Here is a 24,236-nt window from a genome sequence, read left to right as displayed (position 1 = left end):
AAGCCCCCTCAGCCCGCCGTGTTCACCATCGAGGCCGCCGCGTACGTCAGGTAGTTCCACAGCGTGCGCTCGTGTTCCTCGGAGAGGTTCAGGTCCTCCACCGCCACCCGCATGTGCTTCAGCCACGCGTCGTGTGCCGCGCGGTCCACCTGGAACGGGGCGTGCCGCATCCGCAGGCGCGGGTGGCCGCGGTTGTCGCTGTAGGTGCGGGGGCCGCCCCAGTACTGCATCAGGAACAGCGCGAGGCGCTCCTCGGCAGGGCCCAGGTCCTCCTCCGGGTACATGGGGCGCAGCAGCGGGTCCTGTGCGACGCCCTCGTAGAAGCGGTGCACGAGGCGGCGGAACGTCTCCTCGCCACCCACCTGCTCGTAGAACGTCTGCTCCGTAAGCGTGTCGCGTGGGATCTCAGTCACCCCTCCATGCTCTCAGACGCACCGGCCGGGGACCGGGGTCCTAGGACCCCTTCGACTCCGGAGCGGGGGTCGCCGTTTCCCGGTTGCCGCAGGACAGTGGACATATGGGCGCAGAGCACACCCGAGACCTCGAGCAGCTCGCGGAACGGGCGCGGGCCGGGCTCGTGCGCGAGATCGATCACAGCGGTGCCTGGGACGCCGACCCGGCCTGGCGGGAGGCCTTCGCGGAGGTGCCGCGTCACCTCTTCGTGCCGTACTACTTCGTCGGCGTGCCCGGAGGCTACGAGCGGCTGTGGGGCGAGCACCCCGACCCGGAGCGGCGCGAGCGCTGGCTGCGTGGCGCCTACGCCGACGAGCCGCTGGCCACCCGGCTGCGGGACGGGGAGCTGGTGTCGTCGAGCAGCCAGCCGTCGCTGATGGCGCGGATGCTCGCGGGCCTGCGGGTACGGGACGGGGACCGGGTCCTGGAGATCGGTGCGGGCACCGGATACAACGCGGCGCTGCTCGCGCACCGGGTCGGTGCGGGGAACGTCACGTCCGTGGACCTCGATCCGGAGGTCGCCGAGTCCGCCCGCACCCATCTCGCCGCCGCCGGATATCGGCCGGTCGTCGTCGCGGGTGACGGGACGCGCGGCTGCCCTGACCGGGCGCCGTACGACCGGATCATGGCGACGTGCGCGCTGCGCTCGGTGCCGGTGGGGTGGCTCGGCCAGTGCGCGGTCGGCGCGCGGATCCTTGCGCCCCTGTCGACCGGGATTGTGGTCCTCGACGTGCGGGACTTGGATGACATGGAGGGGGCGTATGCGGAGGGGCGGTTTTTGCATACCTCCGCGTACTTCATGGCGTTGCGCGGTGGCGGTGACCGGGCGGCGGAGCCGCGGGTCGGGGGTCTGCCGCATCCCGTGCTGCGCGACGAGTTGTTCCGGTTTCTGTTGACGCTGACGTCGGGCCATCTGGACCCGCGGGACGCTCTCGCGTTGTGGGAGCGCGAGGGGCGGCCCGCGCGCGAGCGGTTCGGGGTGACCGTGCGCGGCGACCGTCAGTGGGCCTGGCTGGACGATCCGGGCGGGCCCCACACATGGGAGTTGCCGGGCACCAGCTAGGTGCCCGGCAACGTCCTACGACTGCGTGTGCTCAGCCGCGCCGGATCGTGATCGTCGTCCACGCTCCGACGTGCACCCGGTCGCCGTCCTGCAGCGGCACGGGGACGAACGGCTGGATCGGTTCGTCGCCGTTGTTGACGGTCGTGCCGTTCGTCGAGTTCTGGTCGACGACCGCCCACGTGCCGTCCGGCTGCTGCACGAGCACCGCGTGCTGGTGCGAGACGCCCGGGTCCTCCGGCGGCACCGACAGGTCGATGTCGGGGGACTCCCCGGTGGAGTGGCGGCGCCGGCCGATCGACAGCTGGTTCCCGGTGAGCGGGCGCTGCTGCTCCGGCGAGTACGCGGGCAGGTTGAGCCCCGAGGCCTCGGGGCCGCTGCGCTGCATCATCGCCATGAAGTAGTCGCGGTCCGGGCCGATCGTCGCCGACCACGCCAACGGGCCCTGCGGCTGCTGCGGCGGCTGCTGCTGGAACGGCGGCGGGGTCGTCGAGGGCGCCGACGGGTCCGACGACGGAGGCGGAAGCATCCAGTCGTCCCCGTTCGTCCCACCGGGACCACCGTGACCACCCGGACCACCGTGACCGCCGAACGACGGGTTGGGCGGCGGGGGCGGCGGGCCCTGCGGGTCGTGGTGCTGCGGGAAGCCGGGCGGCGGGGGCTGCATGGGCCCCGGCTGCACGGGCTGCGCCGGTCCCGGCGGCGGGCCGGGCTGGCCGTGCGGACCCGGCTGCGCGGGCGGAGCCGGGGCGGGGGCCGGAGCCTGCTGCTGGTGGAAGCCCTGCGGGGCACCGCCACCGGTCTCGTACTGGCCGGAGCCGTCGAAGGACTGCGGCGGCGGGGCCTGACCCGACGGCTCGTTCCCGAACGGGGACGGCGGGATCGGCTCCGCGGGCCGGTTCATCTGCGAGGGCCGCGAGCCCTGGTACTCGTACGGGTCCGGGCCGGGCGGCGGCTGCTGCTGGAAGTGCAGCGCCGGGTTCGGGCCCTGCGGCTCCTGGTGGGGCGGCGGGAAGCCGGGCGCACCGGGGCCGCCCTGGCCGCCCGACGTGGGCAGCGGCGGGTTCGGGGCAGCGGGCGTGTACGACGTCGCCGTGTTCGTGAGGAAGTTCCAGCGGCACTCCTCGCAGAACGGCGCGCCGCCCTCACGCGGCGTACGGCACTGCGGGCACAGTTCGGGCGTACCGGCCCCACCCTGCGGCGCCTGCGGGTAGCCGTAACCGGCGGCCGGGGGTGGCGGAGGGGGCGGGGGCACGGTACCGGCCATGCGGTGACCGCAGACCTCGCACCAGTCGTCGGAACCCGACTGGTGTCCGTTCGGGCAGGTCGGCATGTCGGCGCTTCCCCCTCTCCTTCAAGTGCAAGCAGGGCTTGCCGTAGTGCGTGGGTGGCTATTTCTTGACGCGAACCGTCTTGGTCGACCGGGTCTCGAGAGTCATCTCGTCGGCCTCCGCGACCTTCGCTTTCAATCGAACAGTACCTTCCGCGGCGTCCACCACGTCCACCACCTTCGAAAGCAGCTTGGCCGTATCCGCGTTCCCCGAGAGGGCCGCGAGCTGCACCGCACGGCCCAGCTTCGCGGTCGCCCCGTCCATATCGCCCGACTTTCGGGCGTCAAGTCCCTGTTGGATGACGTCGGCCAGTTCGGCCTGGCCCGTGTAGTGGGCAACCTGCGGGTTGATCGACGTAGAGGCTGCCATGTCGTCCGTCCACACCGCACGGACGAGGCCTTGCGACAGGGTCTGCGCCGAGCCGTCCGGCTGCGGGATCACCAGGGAGACGCGGGCGGCGAGCATCTCCTGGCCGAGATCGGCGTCCGGGACCTGCACGCACACGTGGTAGTCGCGGGACTCGTCGCCCCAAGAGCCGGTGGGGTAGTCGCCGGCCCGTGGGCCCGCCTCGGTGCGGCGCTCCGTCAACTCCTCGACGGTGGGCGCTACTTGCTTCACGAACTTGATCTCGGTGCCGACCGGGGTCCACAGACGCAGGGCGACGTCCGCGACCTCCTTGCCCATCGCCGTCTCCATCATCTGCGTGAAGTCCTCGGCGAGATGGGCCGGATCGGCAACGATGTCCGCGGTGCCGAGGAGGGCGGAGGCGATTCCTGTGACCTCCTTCACCTCCCAGTCCGTGCCGACGCCACGGGCGTCACAGGTGAAGCGGCCCGCGCCCGCGTCCAGCGCCGCGCGCAGATCCTCCGGCGACTCGTGCTCGTTGCGCCCGTCGGTGAGCAGGATGCCGTGCCTGATCGGCACGTCCGCCGAGGCCAGGAGCCGGTCGGCCAGTTGAAGCCAGGTGCCGATCGCGGTGCCGCCGCCCGCGGAGAGCTTGCGCAGCGCCTGCTTGGCCTGCCCGCGGGTGGTCCGGTCCGCGACGGCGAGGCGGCCCTCGCCCGGGTAGATCTCCTTGGCCACATGGGTGCCGGCGATCACCGCGAAGTGCACGCCGTCGCGCAGCGCGTCGATCGCGGCGGCCGAGGCCTCGCGGGCGCCGCGCATCTTGGTGGGCGGATAGTCCATCGAGCCGGAGCAGTCCACCATCAGCGCGACCGCGGCGTCGGTGCCCTCTCCCGGGACGCTGAACAGATGAGGGGCGCTGACCGCGCCGCCCACCGTGCCGCCCCCGGTGGAGGTCACCGTGACGATCGCGTTGACGTCACGGCCGCCCTCCGGCAGATATTCGTTCTGGTAGACCTCTACGGCGAACTGCGGAACGTGCGATTTCGAGAAATTTGCCATGGCGACATGTCCCCCCTGAACAAGACCATTTGTGCGGCTTTCCCGCGCTACGCCGATCCTGCCCCCGACTGCGGCACAGGGAACGGCAGCACCGCCACTGTTACGTTGTCGTGGCCCCCGCCGTCGAGGGCGTGGCCGACCAGGACCTGGGCGCTGTGCAGCGGATTGCTGGCGGCGTCCGTGGGCAGCACGCGGGCCATCTCGTCGACGGACTCCGCGTAGTTCCACAACCCGTCGGTGCAGACCACGACCACTCCGGGGCGGTCCGGCTTGAACGACGCGGTGTGCGGCTCCAGTTCGTACGCGTCCGCGCCGAGCCAGCCCGTGATGGCGTGCGCCCGCTCGTCCGCGTACGCCTCCGCCTCGCTCATCAGGCCCGCCGCGACCATCTGCGCGGCCCACGAGTCGTCCTCGGTGAGCCGGGCCGCCGGTGCCTCGCGGTCGTCGGGCACCCAGTAGGCGCGCGAGTCGCCGATCCAGCCGACGATGAGCAGCTCCTTGGTGACGACCGAGGCGACGAAGGTGCACGCCGGCGCGTTCTGGTGCGGCTTGTGCTCGCGGGCCGTCTCGGGCTCGTCCGCAAGGGCGTTGACCGCCTCGGCGGCCACGACGATCGCCTCGTGCATGGCCTGCTGCGGGTGGGTGCCGCGCGGCAGCGCCTCGTGCAGGGCCTCGGTGGCGGCGCGGGACGCGGCGAGCGACGCGTCGTCGGGCCGGGTCGCCGAGGACACCCCGTCGCAGACCACGGCGAGGACGGCCGCGGAGCCGTCGGGCAGCGCGGCCGAGGAGATCACGAAGGAGTCCTCGTTGCGGTGGTGGCGCAGGCCGCGGTCGCTGACCGCGGCGACCGCGCCCAACTCCTGCTCCATGTGGTCGCGTTCGCGCGGCTGGGCGTGCCCGCAGTTCTCGCAGTAGCCGTCCGGGTCGACGTGCCCGGCGCGGCAGGCCACGCACAGCTTGGTGCCGGCCGGCGGTGTGGCGGCGCCGAGCTCCTCGGGCGTCGCGGTGCGCGGGTCGGGTGCGGCGATCCTGAACTCCTCCTCGGACGGCGGACCGTCGATGCGTACGGCGGCGGGCAGTTCGGAGCCGCCCGAGTCAGTGCCCCGCAGATCGGTCGGCAGGTGCACCGGGGCGGGCAGGTCCGAACTGTCCAGGTCGGGGGCGGCAGGCCACTCGACGGAGGCCGGCTCCTCGACGGAAGCGGGCTCCTCGACGGAGGCGGCAGCGGGCTCTTCGGCGGCATCGCGCCCGGCGTCCTGCGCGCCCGACCGCGGCGGACGCCCGGTCGAGGAAAGGTCGTATCCGCATGCCCCGCAGAAGCGATCGGCCTCCTCCAGAGGCTCCTCGCAGCTGGGACACACTGACATTGCGGCCGCCTTGTGCGTCTGCGACATCCTCACACCCACGTCCGGGGGCGGTAGCGGTTGGCCCGCTCCACCAGTTCGATCCTCTCCTCGCCGCGCTGAGCGAGCCTGGCCAGAGTTCGGTACGAGCGTTCAAGACCGAGGCGGAGGCCGCGCTCGTCCAGATCGCTGCCGAGCACCACCGTGCGCACGGGATCCTGCGGCGGACCGGAACCCTGCCTACCGGAGAGTACCCAGTCCAGAGCCGTGCCGAGCACCTCGGTGGACAACTGCTCGCGGCGCACCACGTCGAGGCCGAACGAGTCGAGCGCCTCGACCTGTCCCGCGGCGGCCGTCAGGTCGTGCAGCAACGGGTCCCCGTTCGCCCCCTGTGCCGTCCGCCCCCGCAGCCGCGAGCGCACCGCGGCGACCCGCGCCGCCGTGTAGTGGATCGACGACTCGGGCACCGACTCCAGGGTGCGCACCGCGCCGCCCCGGTCACCGGCGGCGAGCTGCACGCGCGCGAGGCCGAACGCCGCGCTGACGTAGCTCGGGTCGGTCGACCACACCAGGCGGTAGTACTCCGCCGCGTTGTCGAGCTGGCCCAGCACCTCCGCGCAGACGCCGAGCGCCAGCTTCGGCGCGGGCTCGCCGGGGAACGCGTCGTATATGGCGTCGAAGGACAGCGCCGCGTTCGTGTGGTCACCGGTCGCGAGCGCCGCGACGCCCCGGTACCAGACCACCCGCCAGTCGTCGGGATGGTCGGTCTCCAGCGCCGCCAAGCCGCGTGCCGCCGAGTCGACTTCGCCCATTTCGAGGCGCGCCCGCAGTTCGCGCAGGCGCAGTTCGAGGGAGTCGGCGGGCGCCGCGTGCAGGGCCGCGATCAGCTCGGCGGGGGCCGAGGCCATCAGGCCCGCGAGGAACCCGGCGTTCGGATCGCCCGGATCGACGCGCGGCACCGGGAGCGCGAGCGCGGTGCCCTGCGCCTGAAGCGGCTTGACGATCTCGGTGGACGACGGCGGCAGGGCGGGCGCGGCGGGCGGCGGGGGCAGTTCGGCCGCAGCCTTTCCCGGGCGCCGGCCGTTCCGTACGCGTACGGGGGTCTCCCGCGCGCCGAGCGGCGACACCTCGCCTTCGAGCAGGCCGAACAGCTCCGTGTCCGTGACCTTCACCTCGGGCCCGAACAGCGTGGACAGGGCGGGCCGCGGCCGGTTCGTCTGGAGCGCGACGACCTCGCGCAGGACGCCCGTCAGCTGCTCGGCCATCTCCTGCGCGGAGGCGAAGCGGCGGGCCGGGTCCGGGTCGGTGGCGCGCACGAGGAACCGGTAGAACGACTCGTACGTGCGGAAGACCTCGATGTTGTCGGGGTCGGGCAGGGAGTCCACGAACACGTTCGTGTAGCCCTGGAAGTCGAAGGTGAGCAGGGCGAGCGTCCGGGCCACGGTGTACAGGTCCGAGGCGATGGAGGGCCCCACCTCGGCGACCTCGGGCGCCTGGAAGCCGACGGTCCCGTAGATCGCGCTCTCGTCGTCGTCCATCCTGCGGACCGCGCCCATGTCGATGAGCTTGAGCTGGTCCTCGGTCTGGATCGCGTTGTCGACCTTGAAGTCGCAGTAGAGGAGATTGCGGCTGTGCAGATGACCGAGCGCCTCCAGGGCCTCGATGCCGTACGCGCACGCCTGCTCCACCGGCAGCGGGTCGCGCCTGCCCTCGGGCGTGCGCCGCTCGTTGGCGATCTCCTTGAGGGACTTGCCGCCCACGTACTCCATGACGATGTATCCGTCCAGGGAGCCGGTGCGCTGGTCGAGGTGCTCGACGAAGTTGTAGATGCGGACGATGTTGGAGTGCTCGATCTCCGCGAGGAAGCGGCGCTCCGAGATCGCGGCGGCCATCGCGTCCTGGTCGCCCGTGTCGAGCAGGCCCTTGAGGACCACCCAGCGGTCCGACACGGCGCGGTCGACGGCGAGATAGACCCAGCCGAGGCCGCCGTGCGCCAGGCAGCCCACGACCTCGTACTGGCCGTGCACGACGTCGCCCGTGGCGAGCTTCGGGACGAAGGAGTACGGGTGGCCGCACTTGGTGCAGAACCCTTCCGTACGGCCCGGCCGCTCGCCCCGCGAACGGCCCACCGGGGCACCGCAGTCGGACCTCGAACAGAATCGCTTCCGCTCGGGCACTTCGGGGTGCTCCTGCACCATCGCGCGCGGATCGGGCCGCGGCACGTCCGGCACATTGACCAGGCCGACGCCGAGCCGCGCCCGGCCCGAACCGCTCGCGCCCGCCCCGGAGCTGCGCACCGACACCGAGCGCGACGTCGAACTCCCCGAAAGGGAGCGGGAGAGCCGGCCGGAGACCGACCTGCGGGACTGCGAGGAGCGCGCCGATGTCCTGGCCGAGGCCCGCGAACTGGAGCCGGAGTTCTGCGAGCCGCGATGCCCGCCACCGGCGATCCCGGTCGGCTGCGAGGCCACCATGCCGCTCGGCGACACGACCGGGGCGAGCCCGCACATGTCGCAGTACAGCTCGCCGCCGCCCATGTCCTCGTAGGAACCGGTACAGCCGGGCCGCTGGCAGGAGGACGCCGCGGCCACGGGCGCGGGCTGTGGGCGGGCGGCAGGGCGGTGGGTGGGGGCGCTGCCCCCGTAGGTGCCACCGGCCGTCTGCGGTTTCAGGCCGCACGTGTTGCAGTACAGCTCGCCGCCCATGTCTTCGTACGAGCCCGTGCAACCCGCTCTGCCGCACTTCTGTGGCGCCACGCTCACGACTCCCCCCTGGCCGTTCTGTCGGCGGGCGCGGACAGCGTGTCCGCCGCCGCCCGTTGATACCGCAGCACCGCCGCCTCCGCGGCGCGCAGATTGCAGGGCGCGCTCCACAGCATGCGGCGCGCCGCGTCGTACCGCTCCACCAGGAACGGATCCTCGGCGAAACCGAGCCTGGCCACCTTCGCCTTGTACGCGTCGAGGCGCCCGCGCAGCTCCGCGCGGATCGCCAGCGGGGCCGTCACCGCCGTCAACGACTCACGCGCGCGCAGCAGTTCGTCCTCCGCCTTCGACTCGAGCGACTCCAGGAGCGGCGAGAGCCGGTTCCACTGGCCGTGCCTGCGGTACTCGGCCGCCGTCGCCAACTGCTCCTGCAACACCGTCGGCGGACCCGACACCGCGGGCACCTCCGACCCGGCTATCTTCGCGAGCACCTCGCCGCGAGCCGACCTCGCCTCGGCGAGCGTGCGGTCCGCGCGCGACAGCACGTCCCGCAGCCGGCCGAGCCGCACCTCCGCGTCCTGCCGCACGCCGAGCACGGCCTCGATCTCCCGGCGCACGTCCTCCAGGGCGCGGGCCTCCCGGTCGTACGCAGTGGTGTCGGGGCGGCCGCCGCCGGGCGCCGAACTCCCCGCCGCCTTCTGCCAGTACGTGAGCGGGTCCGAGACCACTTCCTCGCGCATCCGGGTCAGCGAGCCGGTGATCCGCTCCAGGTCGTCGCCCGCCGGATGCTCACCGGGGCGCACTCCTACGGAGTGCGCGAGCTGCCGGGTGCGGGCCAGCTCGGCGGCGAGCATGTCGATACGGGCGGGCAGCGCCGACCACACCGCGTCGGCGGCCACCACCATGTCGAGGGACGAGGCGTACAGCGTGTTCATCCGGTCGACGAGCGCCGCGAGCGTGAACTGCTCGGACAGCTTCGCGGGACCGGTGATCGAGGGCGAGGTGCCGCCCGCGCCGGGGCCCGGCGCGATGGTGACGGACTCGCCGCGCAGCAGCTCCGTCAGCTCCGACAGGTCGCCGCGGCTGGGCAGCCGGCGCCGCGAGCGGATCTCCCGCGCCGTGCGCAACGCGTCCGCGTACGCGTCGAAGTACGCCCACAGCAGCGTGATCTCCTGGTCGGCCGAGGCCCAGCGCTCCTGGGTCGTCCCGGTCAGCCGGGCGCCCTCCAGGAGTCTGCGCCCCGCGTGGTCCTGCAGGGCGAGCAGGGACGTCTCGATCGCTTCGTGCTCCGCGCCGAGCCGGGCCAGGGCACGGTCCACCTCGTCCCGGTCCATCACTGGACCAGCGGGTCCCCCGACGCCCATCGATCACCTCTCGCTTTCCCGAGTCCTCGTCAAGTCCCTGCCGCACCGCTTTGCTTGTCCTGCCGGCTCCTACTGGTACTTCGGCGCGGGCGGCCCCGAAGAGGAGCCGAGCGCCGGCTTCAGCCAGTGGTCGTACGACTTCTGCCAGCCGTCGGACTTGCGGTAGTCCACCAGCACCTGGTTGACCCGGCGCACCAGGTCGTCCGCGCCCTTCTTCATGGCGACGCCGTAGAACTCCTCGGTGTACGGCTCGCCCTTGAGCTCCACCGTCGGGTCCTGCGCGGCCTGGCTCGCGGCGAGCGCGCCGTCGGTGACCACCGCGTCGACCTCGCCGAGCTGGAGCCGCACCAGGCAGTCCAGCTGGTTCGGCACGGTCGTGGAGATGTCGGTGCTCTGCGGGAGACCGCCCTCGTCCACCGGCTTCTTCTTGCCGTCCTCCAGCGACGACGCGGCCGTCGAACCGGTCGCCGCGCAGATCCGCTTGCCCGCGAGCGAGGCCCCGTACCCCTTGATGTCGGAGGTCTTCGGGGCGAGCACCTGCTGGCCGGTCTGGAAGTACGCGGTGGAGAACGCGACGTCCTCGAGGCGGTCGCAGCTGATGGTCATCGTGCGGACCACCATGTCGACGTCGCCGTGCTGGATCGCCGGGATGCGCTCGTTGGTGGGGATGGCGCGGAAGCGGACCGCGTCCCTGTCGCCGAGGATCTTCTCCGCGATCTCGTGCGCGAGATCGATGTCAAAGCCCTCCAACTCGCTGGTCTTCGCCGTGCTGTTGGGGTCGCGGTAGCCCCACCGGTAGCTGTTCTGGTCGACGCCGACCGAGAGATAGCCGCGGTCCTTGACGGCCTGCACCGCGCTACCGCTCTCGCTGCCCGAAGGGGAGAGGCTGCGCTCCGGCTCCTTGCCCTTCACCGAGGGGTCGCAGTCGCCCGCCCTGGCCTGCCGGCCGTCGGCGACGCCACCGGACGCGTAGCTCGTCGTGCCGCTGTCGGTGGGGCGCTGTTGCTGGGTCAGCGGGAGCAGCAGCGCGAACACCGCCGTCAGGGCGCAGGCCACCGCCATGGCGGCCACGCCGCCCCAGCCGCGCAGAGTCACCTTCCGCCCGTTCCTTCGCTCGCTCATCGCCGCACCCCCTCTCACCGGTACTCCGAAAGCCTGCGTCCGATACCGAACACCGCGCCGGTCGCGGCCAGCACCGCCAACACCGCCGCCCCCACGGGCAGTCCGGTCATCGCGTCGAGACCGCCGCTCGCCTTGTCACTGAACTGACGCTGCTCGTGCACGAGGGCCGTGTCCAGATTCTTGTCCACCAGATCGAAGCATTCACCTGTCGGCTTGTCCTTCTTCGAACCGATGATCTTGTCGAGCGCGCCCTGGTAGTTGCCGGAGTCGTCCTGCTCCCGCGCGTCCTGGTGACGCTTGCGCCACTCCTTCATGCTGTCGTTCGCCTTGGTCACGGGCGCGCGGCCCGTGGTGTCGCCCTCGTCGTCGGCGAGCGCGTACGCGGCGTTCAGCTTGCCGGCGAGCGCGGTCATCTCCTGCTGGAAGTCGACGTCGTACTTGTCCTTGGTCTCGCCCTTCACGGACACCGTCTCGGCGCCACGGCTGACCAGCGTCAGGTTCTCGCTGCCCCGCGCCTTCAGGGACGCGATGCTCGCGTCGTGCAACACGTTCAAGGACCGTACGCCATGGTCATAGGACGCACTGAGTCCGCTGCGCGCGACGGTGTGACCGACGACGAGCCACAGCAGCACCACGGTGGCCGCCGCGGTGGCGGCGACGAGCCCCTGGTTGAACACCCGGTTCGTACGCCGGTAGTTGCGCCGCTGCGCCCACGCGAGGCCCGCGAGCGCGAACACGCCGAGGACGATGGCGATCCACGGGTAGGGCGTCGCCGAGTCGTAGTCGTTCCGCAGCCGCTGGTTCTCCGTCTTGTAGAGATCCTCGGCGGCCGGGAGCATCTCGGTCTGCATCTTCTCGTTCGCGTACCGCAGATAGGCGCCGCCCAGCGGGAAGCCCTGCCGGTTGTTGGCCCGGGCCCGCTCGATGAGGCCCTTGTACTGCGGCAGCAGCTTGTTCAGCTCCGCGATCGTCCCGGCAGAACGGGTGCCGGGGTCGGTGCTGGTCGCCGCGGTCACCAGCTTGTCCGCGGCGTTCCTGATGTCGCGCTCGTACCGGTCGCGCGCAGCCGCCGGTTCCTGGCCCCCCGCCAGGAAGCCGCTGGACGCCGCCGTGTTGGCGTCGGCGAGCGAGCGGTAGATGTCGGCGGCGTCGGCGCTCAGCGGCTGGCTGGAGTGCAGCACGTCGTCCGCGGCCGCCGAGCGGTCCGTCATCTGCCAGGCCGTCGTCGCGCCGAACGCCACGACGAGCAGCGCGAGGATGGCGCCGATGATGCGCAGCCTGCCGGGCTCGGTCGTGGCCGCGGCCTTCAGCCGGTCCACGCCCTCCGCCCAGGCGGTACGCCGCCGGGGCGGAGGCGCGCCGGGCGGACCGCCCCGCTGCGCCTGCGGTGGCACGCCCGGAATGGACGGCGCGGCGGCGGGACGCTCCGGCGGCGCCACGCTCCCGTTCGACGGGTATGTCACTTCGACCCTCCCCCATGGTCGTACGTCGGTCGCAAGTATCGCTTCCGCGACTGACATCCGCACGGGCATTCGCTGGATCTTGTGCGGAAGCGCTCCGCTGTGGAACACGTGGGGGCGGGGGGTTCGGTTCCCTGGTCGTGTCTGCGGCGACGGGGTTGAGGTTGCGGGGCGCTGCCCCGGACCCCGCGCCTCAATCGCCGGCGGGGCTTGATTGTGGTCGAGTTATGCGTAATACGCCCGCACTCTTGCATGGATCTCCGGAGGAGCTCCCACTGCGTCCAGGCCCAGGAGTGCTGCTCCCAGTACCGGGCGTTCTGTCACCACGCGGGGGATTGCGTGCGGTGCCTGGGCGGACAGCAACGTCCGTATACGGTCGTTGAGTTGGGGGTGTTGGGCTGCCAGGACGCTGCCGCCCAGGAGGACCGGGGCCGGCTCGTCCAGGAGGTCGAGGCGGCGCAGGGCCACTGTTGCCATCGACACCACCTCGTCGGCCATGCGCTCGACCAGGGAGCGGGCCACCGGGTCGTCGGCCGCCGCCGTGGCGAAGAGGACCGGGGTGAGTTCGTGGCGGCGGGGTGCGGGGATGTGGCCCAGGTGCAGCGCCTCGATCAGGGCGTACATGGAGTCGAGGCCGAAGTGGGCGGGCAGCGCGTGCATCAGGGCCGTGGGCCCGCCGCGGCCGTCCTCCGCGCGTGCGGCGAACCAGATGGCCTCCTCCGCGAGGCCGCCACCGCCGCCCCAGTCGCCGGAGAGCCGGCCGATCGCGGGGAACCGGGCCGTGCGGCCGTCGGGCAGCATCCCCGCGCAGTTGACACCCGCCCCGCACACGACGGCGACGCCGCGCGGCTCGGCGTCCTCCAGGAGCCCGGCGCGCAGCACGGCGAAGGTGTCGTTGCGCACGTCGACCCGGGATCCCCAGCGGCGTGTGGTCAGGGCTGCCGCCAACTCCCGTTCCTCCACCGGAAGATCGGCATTCGCCAGGCACGCCGAGACATGGTCGACGGCGCCCACGCCGGCCTGCGCGAAGGCGCGGTCGACCGCCTCCGCCAGGACGTCCACGGCCGGTTGCACGTTCGCCCGGTGGGGCTGGAACCCGCCGCCGCGGGCCGTGCCGACGACGGTGCCGTCGGTCGCGACCACCGCGACGTCGGTCTTGCTGTTGCCCGCGTCGATGGCGAGGACGGTCATGCCCACGCTGGGTCCTGCCTGGAGTTCCCCGTCGTCCGCGCGGAGCGCGGGCGCAGCGGCGGTCGGTGCGTGCGATCGGCGTGCGGTGTCCCAGGTCATGTGGCGGAGCCACCTGTCCTGGGGCGCCGTGCGGCGAGCGTGCGTGCCGGGCGTCGGGGCGCAGACGGGGAACTCCAGGCAGGACCCAGGTGCTCCCGGTTGTGCGCGATCAGTTCGTCCGTGAGGCGGTCGGCGTATTCGATCTGGCCGATGAGGGGGTGGGCGAGCAGCGCGTTGAAGACGCGGTCCCTGCCGCCCTTGAGGGCCGCTTCCAACGCCAGGTCCTCGTAGGCGGTGACGTTGGCGATGAGGCCCGCGTACAGGGGGTCGAGCTTGGCGACCGGCAGGGGCTTCGCGCCCTTTCCGTCGACCGTCGCCTGGACCTCGATGACGGCGTCGTCGGGCAGGAAGGGGAGCGTGCCGTTGTTGTACGTGTTCACGACCTGGTGCGGGCTGCCGCCGCCACCGAGCAGGGACGCGGCCAGGTCGACCGCCGCCTCGCTGTAGAAGGCGCCGCCCCGCTTCGCGAGCAGCTCCGGCTTCTCGTCGAGCGTCGGGTCGCCGTACATCTTCAGCAACTCGCGTTCCATCTCCGCCACTTGAGCGGCGCGGGACGGCTTCGTGCGCAGCTCTCGTACGACCGCGTCGTGCTGGTAGTAGTAGCGCAGGTAGTAGGACGGGACGACGCCGAGGCGGTCGACGACCGCGCGCGGCATGTGCAGGTCCTCGGCGATGGCGTCGCCCTGTTCGGCGATCAGGCGCGGCAGGACGTTCTCGCCGTCGGGGCCGCCGAGGCGCACACCCAGCTCCCACGTCAGGTGGTTGAGGCCGACGTGGTCCAGGTGCACCTCCTGCGGCGTCACGTCCAGGAGCCGGGCGAACTTCCGCTGGAAGCCGATCGCGACGTTGCACAGGCCGACGGCCTTGTGGCCCGCCTGAAGCAGTGCCCGCGTCACGATGCCCACCGGGTTGGTGAAGTCGATGATCCAGGCGTCCGGGTTGGCGCGGCGCACGCGTTCGGCGATGTCGAGGACGACGGGCACGGTCCGCATGGCCTTCGCGAGGCCGCCGGCGCCGGTCGTCTCCTGGCCGACGCAGCCGCAGTCGAGCGGCCACGTCTCGTCCTGGTTGCGGGCGGCCTGCCCGCCGACTCGCAGTTGGAGGAGCACCGCGTCGGCGTCGGCGACGCCCGCGTCCACGTCGGACGTCGTACGTATAACGCCCGGGTGTCCCTGCTTGGCGAAGATGCGGCGGGCGAGGCCGCCGACCAGTTCGAGGCGGTCCGCGGCCGGGTCGACGAGCACCAGCTCCTCGATCGGCAGCGTGTCCCTCAGCCGCGCGAACCCGTCGATGAGTTCGGGTGTGTAGGTCGATCCTCCGCCGACCACGGCGAGCTTCATAGAAATCCCTTAGCCCTTTACTCCGGTGAGGGTGACGCCTTCGACGAAGGCCTTCTGTGCGAAGAAGAAGACGAGGCAGACCGGCGCCATCACCAGGAGCGTGGCCGCCATCGTCAGGTTCCAGTTGACGCTGTGCGCGGACTTGAAGGACTCAAGGCCGTAACTCAGCGTCCAGGAAGCCGGGTTCTGGGCCGCGTAGATCTGCGGCCCGAAGTAGTCGTTCCAGCAGTAGAAGAACTGGAAGAGGGCGACGGCGGCGATGCCCGGCTTGGCCATCGGCACCACGATCCTCAGCAGCGTGCGCAGCTCGCCGCAGCCGTCGACCTTCGCCGACTCGATGTACTCCTTCGGGATCGTCAGCAGGAACTGACGGAGCAGGAAGATCGAGTACGCGTCGCCGAACGCCATCGGGATGATCAGCGGCCACAGGGTGCCGGAGAGGTGGAACTGCTGCGCCCACACCAGGTACATCGGGATCACGATGACCTGCGGCGGAAGCATCATCGTCGAGATGACGAGGAGCATCGCCGTGCGCCGCCCGCGGAAGCGGAACTTGGCGAGCGCGTACGCGACGGGGATCGCCGAGCACACGGTGAACAGTGTGCCGAGCCCCGCGTACAGCAGCGAGTTCTTCCACCAGTCGAGGAAGCCGTCCGTCTGGAGGACGGCCTTGTAGTTCTCCCAGTGCCAGGAGTCCGGCCACAGGTCGCCGCTCATCGCCTGCCCGTCGCTCATCACGGACGTCAGGAAGACGAACACGAAGGGGAGGACGAAGAGCAGCGCGACCGCGATCGCGATGCTGTGCACGGCGATCCAGTGCAGGATCCGTTGGCGGCGGGCGCGCCGGGCGGCCGGGCCGCTCTCGGGTGCGGGCCCGGTGGTGACGGCGGGGCGCGGCCTCAAGGTCGTAGTGGTCATGTCGATCAGTCCTCCGCCGCGAGCAGACCCGAGCGCTTGCGCATGAGCAGCGAGGTCACGGCCATGGCAATGGCGAACAGGACGAGCGAAAGCACGCACGCCGCGCCGGTGTTGAAGTTCTGGAAGCCCATCGAGTAGACGAGCTGCGGGACGGTGAGGGTCGAGTGGTCGGGGTATCCCGGCTGGATGACGGTGCCGGGACCGATCGATACGCCCGACGCGATCTTTCCGGCGACGAGGGCCTGCGTGTAGTACTGCATGGTCTGCACGACGCCCGTCACCACGGCGAACATGACGATCGGGGTGATCGAGGGCCACGTCACGTAGCGGAACTTGGCGAAAGGACCGGCGCCGTCCAGCTCGGCCGCCTCGTACTGCTCCTTCGGTACGTCGAGCAGCGCGGCCATGAAGATGACCATGAGGTCGCCGATGCCCCAGAGGGACAGCAGGACGAGCGAGGGCTTGGCCCAGGTGGGGTCGTTGAACCAGTTGGGGCCCTCGATGCCGACCTTGGCGAGGATCTCGTTGACCGGCCCGCTGCCCGGGTTGAGCAGGAAGACGAAGGCGACGGTCGCGGCGACCGGCGGCGCCAGATACGGCAGGTAGAAGGCGGTCCGGAAGAATCCGACGCCGCTCTTGATCTTGGTGATGAGCAGCCCGAGCGAGAGTCCGAACACCACGCGCAGCGCCACCATCACCACCACGAGCCACAGCGTGTTCCACAGGGCGGGCCCGAACAGCGGCATGTCCCGGAACACGTACACCCAGTTCCGCAGCCCCACGAAGGTGGGCGCCTTGATCTGGTTGTAGTGCATGAACGAGAAATAGACGGTGGCGAGCAGCGGATAGGCGAAGAAGGCGCTGAATCCGATCAGCCAGGGGGAGAGAAAGCCCACGGTGCGCAGTCTGCGGCGGGCAGGCCTGGAAAGGGTGAGTGCCATACGAGAATGTCCCGTTCCTCAGTTCTGCGACTGCAGGGTGTCGGCGTCGATGAGTTTGTCGAGGCGCCGCAGACCGGCCTTCAGGTCGTGGACCTCGCCGGCCTCCTCGCCGTAACTGAAGTCCTGCAGCTGCGTGATGTACATGCCGCCGTTCGTGGAGGGCGGCATCACCTGGCTGTACTTGTTCTTCGCGATGCCGAGGAAGGTGCGGAACGTCGGATCGGCGTCCAGCTTCGGTGACTTGAGCGCGGCGAACGTGGACGGCACGTTGTGAATGGCGTTGGCGAAACCGACCACCTGATCGGTGTCGGAGGTCAGGAATTTCACCAGCTCCCAGGCCGCGTTCTGGTGCTTGCTGCTGTGCGCGATGCCGGTGACGGTGCCGGTCAGATAGCCGCGCCCGTACGTCTCGGCCTGGTCGTCGGGGACGGGCAGCGGTGCGACGCCCCAGTCGAACTTCGCCTTGGCGTCCTTCAGCATGAGCCCGCGCCATTCACCGTCCATGTGCATGGCCAACTTGCCGCTGAGGAAGGCGTTCTGGTTCGACATCTCGTCGCCGAACGAGGTCCGGAACTTCTCCAGGGCCCCGTATCCGCCCTGCGCGTCCATCAGCTTCTTCGTCGTCTTGAAGTAGTCGTACGTGTCGGGTTCCTCGGCGAGCCGCGAATTCCCCTTGGCGTCGAAGTACTTGGGCCCCCACTGGCCGAACATCCGGTCCGGGCTGTTCTGGTAGAGCCGGAAGTTCGGCATGAAACCGACGCGCTTGTACGAGGAGTTTTGGGAGGACCCGTCCTTCACGGTGAGCTTCTTCGAGTCGGCGATGAACTCGGACATGGTCCGGGGCGGCCGATCGATGCCCGCCTTCTTGAAGGCGTCCTTGTTGTAGTACATGCCGAAGGCGTCGGCGAGGAGTGGCAGGGCGCACTGGTTGCCGCGATAACTCGTGTAGTCGAGAAGGGACTTGGGGAAGACCTTCGTCTTGTCCATTCCCGTCTTCTTCATGAACGGGTCGAGGTCGACCCACATGCCGGAGTCGCAGTACTGGCCGACGTTGTTCGTGGTGAAGGAGGAGACGACGTCGGGGGCCTCGTCGCCACCGGCCCGCAGGGCCTGATTGGTGGTGGCGTCCGTGACGTTGCCGGTGGCCTGCACCTTGATGTTCGGGTGCAGCTTCTCGAAGCGGGCGATCGACTCGTTGATCGCCTTCACCTCGCCGGGTGCCGACCAGCCGTGCCAGAACTTCAGCGTGACGGGCTTGGTCGGGTCGTCGGCGGCGCTGCCGGTACTCGGATTGGCGCAGCCGGCGAGCAGCAGTCCGGCCGCGGCGAGCCCTACGGGCGCGCGCAGGGGTATGCGCCATCGCGGCATGGCGAACGTCCTTTACGTGTACGGGGGTTGGGAGAGTGGTCCAGTACGTGTACGGGGGTTGGGGGAGTGTTCCAGCGGTCAGGCGTTGCTGGTGTCGAAGACGGTGGCGCGGGCCTGGGTGAGGGCGGTGCGCAGGGCGCCGGTGAGGATGGGGTCGCCGGCGAGGTCGCTGATGCGCAACTGGGGCCGGGGCAGGGCGAGTCCGGTGAGCTGTTCCTCGACGCGGTCGCGCAGGGCGTCGCCGCCGGCCCGGGCGACCTGCCCGGACAGGACGACGAGCTCGGGGTCGACGACGGCGACGACGGCGGCGAGTCCGGTGGCGAGCCGCCGGGCCACCTCGTCGAGGACGTCCTGCTTGTCGAGTGCCTCGGCCAAGTCCGCGACCCCACCGGCGAGTTCACGCACCGCGGCGGCGGCGACGAGGCTCTGCAGCCCGCCGCCCCCGTCCGAACGTGCCACGGCATCCGACCCGCCGCGCGCCAGGGGAGCCCCCGGCAGCGGCATGTAACCGATCTCGCCCGCGCCGCCGGTCGCCCCGCGCAGCAGCGTCCCGCCGAGCACGATCGCGGCACCCACGCCCTCGTCGACGTACGCGAGCACGAAGTCGTCGTGGTCCTGCGCGGCGCCCTCGTACTGCTCGGCGATCGCGGCGAGGTTGACGTCGTTCTCGATGGAGACGGGCGTCCCGAGCACCTGGGCGAGGTCGTCGCGCAGCGTGCGGGAGTGCCAGCCCGGCAGGTGCGGGGCGTAGCGGAGCTGGCCGGTGCCCGGGTCGATGGCGCCGGGGGTGCCGATGACGGTGGCGGTGAGGTCGCCGTGCCCGAGCCCCGCCTGGCGCAGCGCCCCGTCGACGGCCTCGGCGACGAGCTGGGCGGTGCGGTGCCGCACGTCCTCGCTCACGGCGTGGGCCTCGATGCGGCGGCGGCCGCGTTCGGCGCCGGTGATGTCGGCGACGACGGCGGTGATGCCGGTCGGGTCGGCGGAGAGGGCGGCGACGTGCGCGGCACCGGGGTCGATCTCGTACAGCAGGGCGTTGGGACCCGGGCGGCCGGTCTGGCTGCCGGTGGTCCGGACGAGCCCGGCGGCTTCGAGGCGGCCGAGGAGCTGCGAGGTCGTCGGTTTGGAGAGGCCGGTCAGCTCACCGATCCGGGTGCGGGTGAGCGGGCCGTGGGCGACGAGGAGGTCGAGCGCGGCGCGGTCGTTCATGGCGCGCAGGACGCTGGGGGTGCCGGGGGTACCGGGGATGCCTGGGTTGGCAGCCATCGTGGGGGACCCGCCTCCTCGCACTGTTAGGAAACTTTCCTATCGGGGTGCGAGGAACGTAAGGCGCGTGTGTGGGGGACGTCAATAGGTGCGGGGCCCCAATAGGGGAGGGCCGCCCAGAGGGAAGGGGCCGCGCACTGTGTGTGCACGGCCCCTTCGACTCCTCAAGGCAGCTGGGACGACAAAGACCCGGATCGAAGTTCAGGCTGAGATGCCTTCGATCCGGGCCAGGGCCTCGTCCGCGCCGAACGGCTGCAAGTACGGCAGCCAGCACGGATCCCTATGCCCGGTCCCGATGATGCGCCAGGCCAGGCCCGACGGCGGAGCCGGCTTGTGGCGCAGGCGCCAGCCGATCTCCACGAGGTGGCGGTCGGCCTTGGTGTGGTTGCAGCGGCGGCACGACGCCACCACGTTCTCCCAGGCGTGCTGACCCCCGCGGCTGCGCGGGATCACGTGGTCGACGCTGGTTGCGACGCCACCGCAGTACATGCACCGGCCGCCGTCACGGGCGAACAGTGCGCGTCGGGTCAGAGGAACGGGCCCCCGGTAGGGAACCCGGACGAACCGCTTGAGCCGGACGACGCTGGGAGCGGCGACAGTACGTGTTGCGCTGTGCATAAAGGCGCCGGACTCCTCGAGGCACGTGGCCTTGTTCTCGAGAACGAGTACGAGCGCGCGGCGGAGCGGTACGACGCCGAGGGGCTCGTACGACGCGTTGAGGACCAGGACATGCGGCACGGATGCCTCCTTGTACGCCGGCGGCGCGTGGCTCGCGCCGGGACGATCTCCTAGCCAGTCTCCCCTCACGGCTGGTCGTGGCGCCACCATGTCCGCGTAACGGCCTTGGAGTGTTTTCGAGCACACACTCCTTCATTCCCCGCCCGGACCTGGTGAAGACCCTTGGTGCGCCGCGCGGGTTCACGTGACCACTGTCTCTCCGTGGAATGTGACGACGATCCACACACGATGCCCCGTTAGTGTGGTGTTTCTGCCCGCTCCTGTCCCCGAGCTTCGTCCCGAGGCGGGCAGATGGCTACGCCTGGAGGTACCTGCCGTGATCTTGTCCGTCCTGTCGGCCACGGGGACGAGCGATGTCTCGTCCGACCCCGCGAAACCCACACTCAAGGACGCCCAGGAGCAGGCCGGACAGGCCGCCGGCTGGGTCGAGCAGAACTGGTCCACCTGGCTGAGTGTCGGCCTGCGGATTCTGCTGATCGTCGTCATCGCCTTTGTGCTGCGCGCCGTGATACGCCGCACCATCACCAAGTTCGTCGACCGGATGAACCGCAGGAGCGAGGCCGGTGCCACGTCCGCGCTCGGTGGTCTTCTTGTGAACACGGAGCGGCGCCGGCAGCGCTCGGAGGCCATCGGCAGCGTGCTGCGCTCGGTGGCCTCGTTCGTGATCCTGGGCACCGCCGCCCTCATGGTGCTCGGCGCGTTCAAGATCAACCTCGCACCGCTGCTCGCGTCCGCCGGTGTCGCCGGTGTCGCGATCGGTTTCGGCGCGCGCAACCTCGTCACCGACTTCCTCTCCGGCGTCTTCATGATCCTCGAGGACCAGTACGGCGTCGGGGACACGATCGACGCGGGCGTCGCCTCCGGCGAGGTCATCGAGGTCGGCCTGCGCGTGACGAAGCTGCGGGGCGCCGAGGGCGAGATCTGGTACGTGCGCAACGGCGAGGTCAAGCGGATCGGCAACCTCTCCCAGGGCTGGTCCACCGCGGCCGTCGACGTCACCGTCCGCGCCGACGAGGACCTCGACAAGGTCAAGGAGACCCTGACCGAGGTCGCCGAGACCATGAGCAAGTCCGAGCCGTGGAACGAGATGCTGTGGGGCCCGGTCGAGGTGCTCGGCCTGGACAGCGTGCTGCTCGACTCCATGGTGGTGGGCGTCTCCGCCAAGACCATGCCCGGCAAGTCCCTGACCATCTCGCGCGAGCTGCGCTGGCGCATCAAGCGGGCCTTCGACGAGGCGGGCATCCGCATCGTCGGCGGCGTCCCGGCCCAGGTGGACGGCGAGTCCGCCGACCCGTCGGCCGGCGTCTCGGCCCCGTCGGCCTACGCGTCGGCCACGTCCCCGCAGTCCCTTGCGGCGTCGCCGATACCGCCGGCGAATCTGTCGAAGTAGCCAACGGGCCTACGAGGACGGGGGTGCGGGAGAACTTCTCCCGCGCCCCCGTCCTCGTATCCGAAGCCGTCACGCCACCCTGAGCCGCGACGGGTGTGTCGAGCGGTGCAGCAGCGGCAGCGCCGTGGCGGTGGCCAGCAGGCAGGCCGCGCCGACGCCCACCGGGACGAGGAGTGGCAGCGCCCAGGGGACGGACTGCCCCGCGATCCTCGCGTACGCCGTGTGGATCGCCGTGCCGCCGAGTGTCGCGAGGACGAGGGCCGGGGTCAGCGACAGGGCCGTCTCAAGGAGCAGCGCCCGCGTCAGGATCCGGCGCGGCACCCCGGCCGCGACCTGCGCGGCGAGTGCTCGGCGCCGCGAGGACAGTGACTCGGCGGTGCCGACCGCGAGCGCCGCCAGGCTGATCAGCAGGGCGATCAGCACCGCGGTGGCGGTGAGGTTCAGGCCGTACGTGTAGTAGCCGACGTCCTGCGGCACGCCGGTCTCGGCCTCGTTCGCCGCCAGTTGGTCGAGCATCACCTCACGGAGCCCGGCCAGGCCGACCCCGACGACGGTGACCAGGATGACGGCCGCGTGGCTGCGGGCCGCCGACCAAGGGTCCTCCTGCAGTCGGTGCGCGGCCAGCAGCACAGCGGGACGTTCGGTGCGCGGAGCGAACCGCCGCCCGATGAGCCGGGCGGCCGTCCCCGCGACCCAGATGGCGCCCGTCCCGCTCAGCACCACGGCGCCGACCACGAACAGCGGCAGGGACGCGGCCGTACCGGAGCTGCCGCGGACGAGGACCAGGCCCGCGCCGAGCATGACGAGGACGACGGGCAGCAGAAGCCCGAGGAGGAGCCCGGGACCGCGCCCCGCCCCCTCCCGCCGCACGTGCCCCAGCGGCGAGGCGATGACCCGGCGCAGCGCCACCGCGCTCACCAGGACGCCGAGCACCGGCACCGCGAGCGTCACGACGGCGGCACCCAGCCATGCGACGGGGTCCACCGCCCGGTCCACGCTCAGCGCGGCCGTCGCGAACCCCGCGTATCCGATGAGCGCCCCCGCCAGGCACGCGAGCCCGGCCTCCAACGCCGCGATCCGCCGCACTTGCTTCGGGCCCGCCCCGGCGAGCCGCAGCCCGGCGAGCCGCCGGTCGCGGTGGACCGCGCCGATCCGGGCGCACTGCCCGAGGAAGCCGAGCACCGGGACGAGGAGCAGGAGCAGCCCGGCGACGACGCCCCGCCGTGTGCCCGGCTGGTCCAACAGGCCGTTCCCATAAGGGAACTGGACCTGGCCGCGCACGCTCGCGAGGGCCACGGCCGCGCACGCGAACCCGGTCGCCGCCGTGGCGCCGAGCGCCGTGAGCACCGCCCGCCGCCGCTCCAGGCGGTCCGCGCCGCGGGTCAGCAGCCAGGCGAGGCGCAGATCGGAGGAGACGCTCATCGGGTCACCGCCGTCGACGGCGCGGACGTGTCCTGCGTCGCTCCGTCCAGCAGCCGCACCTCCCGGTCCGCGTACGCCGCGACCTGCGCCTCGTGCGTCACCAGGACCACGGCCGTGTGCGTCTCCCGGGTCGCGTGGACCAGGGAGGCGAGGACCTGCTCGGTGGCCAGCGAGTCGAGCGCGCCGGTCGGCTCGTCGGCGAAGACGACCTTCGGCTCCGTCACCAACGCCCTTGCCAGGGCCACCCGTTGGGTCTGTCCGCCGCTCATCGCGCCGGGCCGCAGCTCGCGCTGCCCGCGCACGCCGAACCGCTCCAGCCACGCATCGGCCTCCGCCTGCGCCGCGGCGCGCGGTCGTCCCGCGAGCAGCAGCGGCAGCGCCACGTTGTCCAGGGCCGACAACTCCGGGATGAGCTGGCCGAATTGGAAGACGACGCCGAACTCGGTGCGGCGCAGCTCGCTCAGCCGCTCCTCGTCGAACCGGTGCAGGGGCTCGCCCGCGTACGTCACCGTGCCCTCGTCGGGGCGGGCGATGCCGGCCAGGCAGTGCAGCAGCGTCGACTTTCCGCTGCCGCTGGCGCCCGTGACGGCGACGAACTCGCCGGGGCGCACGTCGATGCCGATGCCGCGCAGCGCCGGAGTCTTTCCGTACGCCTTGGTCAGACCCACGGCGGACAGGAGGGAGGGAGTGCTCATGTTGCAGTGACCTCCGCGGTCAAAGTGGCGAGCCTGGCCGCCGTGGACGCCATCCAGCGCAGGTCGGCGTCGAGGTGGGCCAGGGCGTAGTCGGCGGACAGGACGGTGGTGAGGTCCGCGCCGGGGTCGGTCTTCAGTGCGGTGAGCTCACGCATGCGTGCCATGTGGGCGGCGCGCTGTTCGTGCAGATGGGTGTCCGGGTCGGCGCCCTGCTCCGCGACGAGGATGGAGACGACGACCTTGGCGAAGATCTCGTTGGTGACGTGCGGGGCGGGCGGAGTGATCTCCCGTGTCCAGTCGAGAAGTTGGCGCGACCCGTCGGCCGTCACGCGGTAGAGGGTGCGCTCCGGGCCACCGTCGGAATCGGTGCCCTCGACCTCCACAAGGCCGTCCCGGACCAGGCGCTGGAGTGTCGTGTACACCTGCGCGTACGCGAGCGGGCGGGCCTGCGGGAAACGTTCGTCGTGGCGTCGCTTGAGGTCGTAGCCGTGGCGCGGACCGGAGGCGAGCAGCCCAAGGAGGACGTGGCGGGTGCTCATGCGAGGAGTATGTACCGCGTATATGTATCGAGTACATAGTTGCCGCGAGAAGTGCCGGAAGTGGGAAGGTCCGTTCCGGCTCAGCGGCGC

General features: G+C 71.3%; 19 protein-coding genes and 1 pseudogene. 2 read left to right on the top strand and 18 right to left on the bottom strand.

Annotation, left to right across the window (positions count from 1 at the left end; genetic code table 11):
- Positions 1 to 8 precede the first annotated feature (8 nt).
- A complete protein-coding gene (locus OHA73_RS16685; protein WP_266719538.1) occupies positions 9 to 413 on the bottom strand; it encodes a globin in 405 nt (134 codons plus the stop codon).
- A 104-nt stretch (positions 414 to 517) separates the two neighbouring features.
- Between OHA73_RS16685 and OHA73_RS16680 the strand changes: the two genes are divergently transcribed.
- On the top strand, positions 518 to 1,516 hold the full coding sequence (locus OHA73_RS16680) for a methyltransferase domain-containing protein (protein WP_327655426.1): 999 nt from the start codon (positions 518 to 520) through the stop codon (positions 1,514 to 1,516).
- A gap of 31 nt (positions 1,517 to 1,547) precedes the next feature.
- On the opposite strand, the gene OHA73_RS16675 is transcribed toward OHA73_RS16680, so the two are convergent.
- The 14 genes and pseudogenes from OHA73_RS16675 to OHA73_RS16610 form a co-directional block, all read right to left on the bottom strand.
- Positions 1,548 to 2,846, bottom strand: a complete 1,299-nt coding sequence (locus OHA73_RS16675; RefSeq protein WP_327655425.1) for an FHA domain-containing protein — start codon at positions 2,844 to 2,846, stop codon at positions 1,548 to 1,550.
- A gap of 58 nt (positions 2,847 to 2,904) precedes the next feature.
- A complete protein-coding gene (locus OHA73_RS16670; protein ID WP_327655424.1) occupies positions 2,905 to 4,251 on the bottom strand; it encodes a vWA domain-containing protein in 1,347 nt (448 codons plus the stop codon).
- 47 nt (positions 4,252 to 4,298) lie between these two features.
- Positions 4,299 to 5,618, bottom strand: a complete 1,320-nt coding sequence (locus OHA73_RS16665; protein ID WP_327655423.1) for a protein phosphatase 2C domain-containing protein — start codon at positions 5,616 to 5,618, stop codon at positions 4,299 to 4,301.
- A 29-nt stretch (positions 5,619 to 5,647) separates the two neighbouring features.
- Complete coding sequence (locus OHA73_RS16660; protein WP_327658474.1) at positions 5,648 to 8,131, bottom strand: serine/threonine-protein kinase; 2,484 nt, start codon at positions 8,129 to 8,131, stop codon at positions 5,648 to 5,650.
- Positions 8,132 to 8,352: 221 nt separating this feature from the next.
- Entirely contained in the window at positions 8,353 to 9,660 is a 1,308-nt protein-coding gene (locus tag OHA73_RS16655; protein ID WP_327655422.1) for a hypothetical protein, read from the bottom strand.
- A gap of 69 nt (positions 9,661 to 9,729) precedes the next feature.
- A complete protein-coding gene (locus OHA73_RS16650; RefSeq protein ID WP_327655421.1) occupies positions 9,730 to 10,782 on the bottom strand; it encodes a glutamate ABC transporter substrate-binding protein in 1,053 nt (350 codons plus the stop codon).
- A gap of 14 nt (positions 10,783 to 10,796) precedes the next feature.
- Entirely contained in the window at positions 10,797 to 12,245 is a 1,449-nt protein-coding gene (locus tag OHA73_RS16645; protein ID WP_327655420.1) for a hypothetical protein, read from the bottom strand.
- 222 nt (positions 12,246 to 12,467) lie between these two features.
- Positions 12,468 to 13,439, bottom strand: a complete 972-nt coding sequence (locus tag OHA73_RS16640; protein ID WP_327658473.1) for an N-acetylglucosamine kinase — start codon at positions 13,437 to 13,439, stop codon at positions 12,468 to 12,470.
- Positions 13,440 to 13,603: 164 nt separating this feature from the next.
- Positions 13,604 to 14,872 (bottom strand): annotated as a pseudogene (locus OHA73_RS16635) (6-phospho-beta-glucosidase); the annotation flags it as partial.
- A 9-nt stretch (positions 14,873 to 14,881) separates the two neighbouring features.
- Complete coding sequence (locus tag OHA73_RS16630; RefSeq protein WP_327655419.1) at positions 14,882 to 15,790, bottom strand: carbohydrate ABC transporter permease; 909 nt, start codon at positions 15,788 to 15,790, stop codon at positions 14,882 to 14,884.
- Between the two features lie 5 nt (positions 15,791 to 15,795).
- Positions 15,796 to 16,731: a carbohydrate ABC transporter permease gene (locus OHA73_RS16625; protein ID WP_266719558.1), complete on the bottom strand. Its 936-nt coding sequence runs from the start codon at positions 16,729 to 16,731 to the stop codon at positions 15,796 to 15,798.
- 18 nt (positions 16,732 to 16,749) lie between these two features.
- On the bottom strand, positions 16,750 to 18,099 hold the full coding sequence (locus OHA73_RS16620) for an extracellular solute-binding protein (RefSeq protein ID WP_266719560.1): 1,350 nt from the start codon (positions 18,097 to 18,099) through the stop codon (positions 16,750 to 16,752).
- A gap of 78 nt (positions 18,100 to 18,177) precedes the next feature.
- On the bottom strand, positions 18,178 to 19,362 hold the full coding sequence (locus OHA73_RS16615) for an ROK family transcriptional regulator (protein ID WP_327655418.1): 1,185 nt from the start codon (positions 19,360 to 19,362) through the stop codon (positions 18,178 to 18,180).
- A 201-nt stretch (positions 19,363 to 19,563) separates the two neighbouring features.
- Positions 19,564 to 20,100, bottom strand: coding sequence for an HNH endonuclease (locus OHA73_RS16610; RefSeq protein ID WP_266719564.1), 537 nt, complete (start codon positions 20,098 to 20,100; stop codon positions 19,564 to 19,566).
- A gap of 316 nt (positions 20,101 to 20,416) precedes the next feature.
- On the opposite strand from OHA73_RS16610, the gene OHA73_RS16605 reads away from it, so the two are divergent.
- Positions 20,417 to 21,490, top strand: coding sequence for a mechanosensitive ion channel family protein (locus tag OHA73_RS16605; RefSeq protein ID WP_266719566.1), 1,074 nt, complete (start codon positions 20,417 to 20,419; stop codon positions 21,488 to 21,490).
- A gap of 69 nt (positions 21,491 to 21,559) precedes the next feature.
- Here the strand turns inward: OHA73_RS16605 and OHA73_RS16600 are convergent, their stop codons facing one another.
- Genes OHA73_RS16600 through OHA73_RS16590 form a run of 3 tightly spaced genes read right to left on the bottom strand, consistent with a single transcriptional unit; the run spans position 21,560 to position 24,146 of the window.
- On the bottom strand, positions 21,560 to 22,912 hold the full coding sequence (locus tag OHA73_RS16600; protein ID WP_327655417.1) for an FtsX-like permease family protein: 1,353 nt from the start codon (positions 22,910 to 22,912) through the stop codon (positions 21,560 to 21,562).
- Entirely contained in the window at positions 22,909 to 23,607 is a 699-nt protein-coding gene (locus OHA73_RS16595; RefSeq protein WP_327655416.1) for an ABC transporter ATP-binding protein, read from the bottom strand. Before OHA73_RS16595 ends, OHA73_RS16600 begins: the two co-directional genes overlap by 4 nt.
- Positions 23,604 to 24,146, bottom strand: coding sequence for a PadR family transcriptional regulator (locus tag OHA73_RS16590; RefSeq protein ID WP_267070429.1), 543 nt, complete (start codon positions 24,144 to 24,146; stop codon positions 23,604 to 23,606). Before OHA73_RS16590 ends, OHA73_RS16595 begins: the two co-directional genes overlap by 4 nt.
- Positions 24,147 to 24,236: the final 90 nt, after the last annotated feature.

It is taken from the genome of Streptomyces sp. NBC_00483, assembly GCF_036013745.1.
GTDB lineage: Bacteria > Actinomycetota > Actinomycetes > Streptomycetales > Streptomycetaceae > Streptomyces.
Note: the sequence above shows the minus strand (reverse complement) of the source record. Positions and strands in the feature narration are given on the sequence as shown.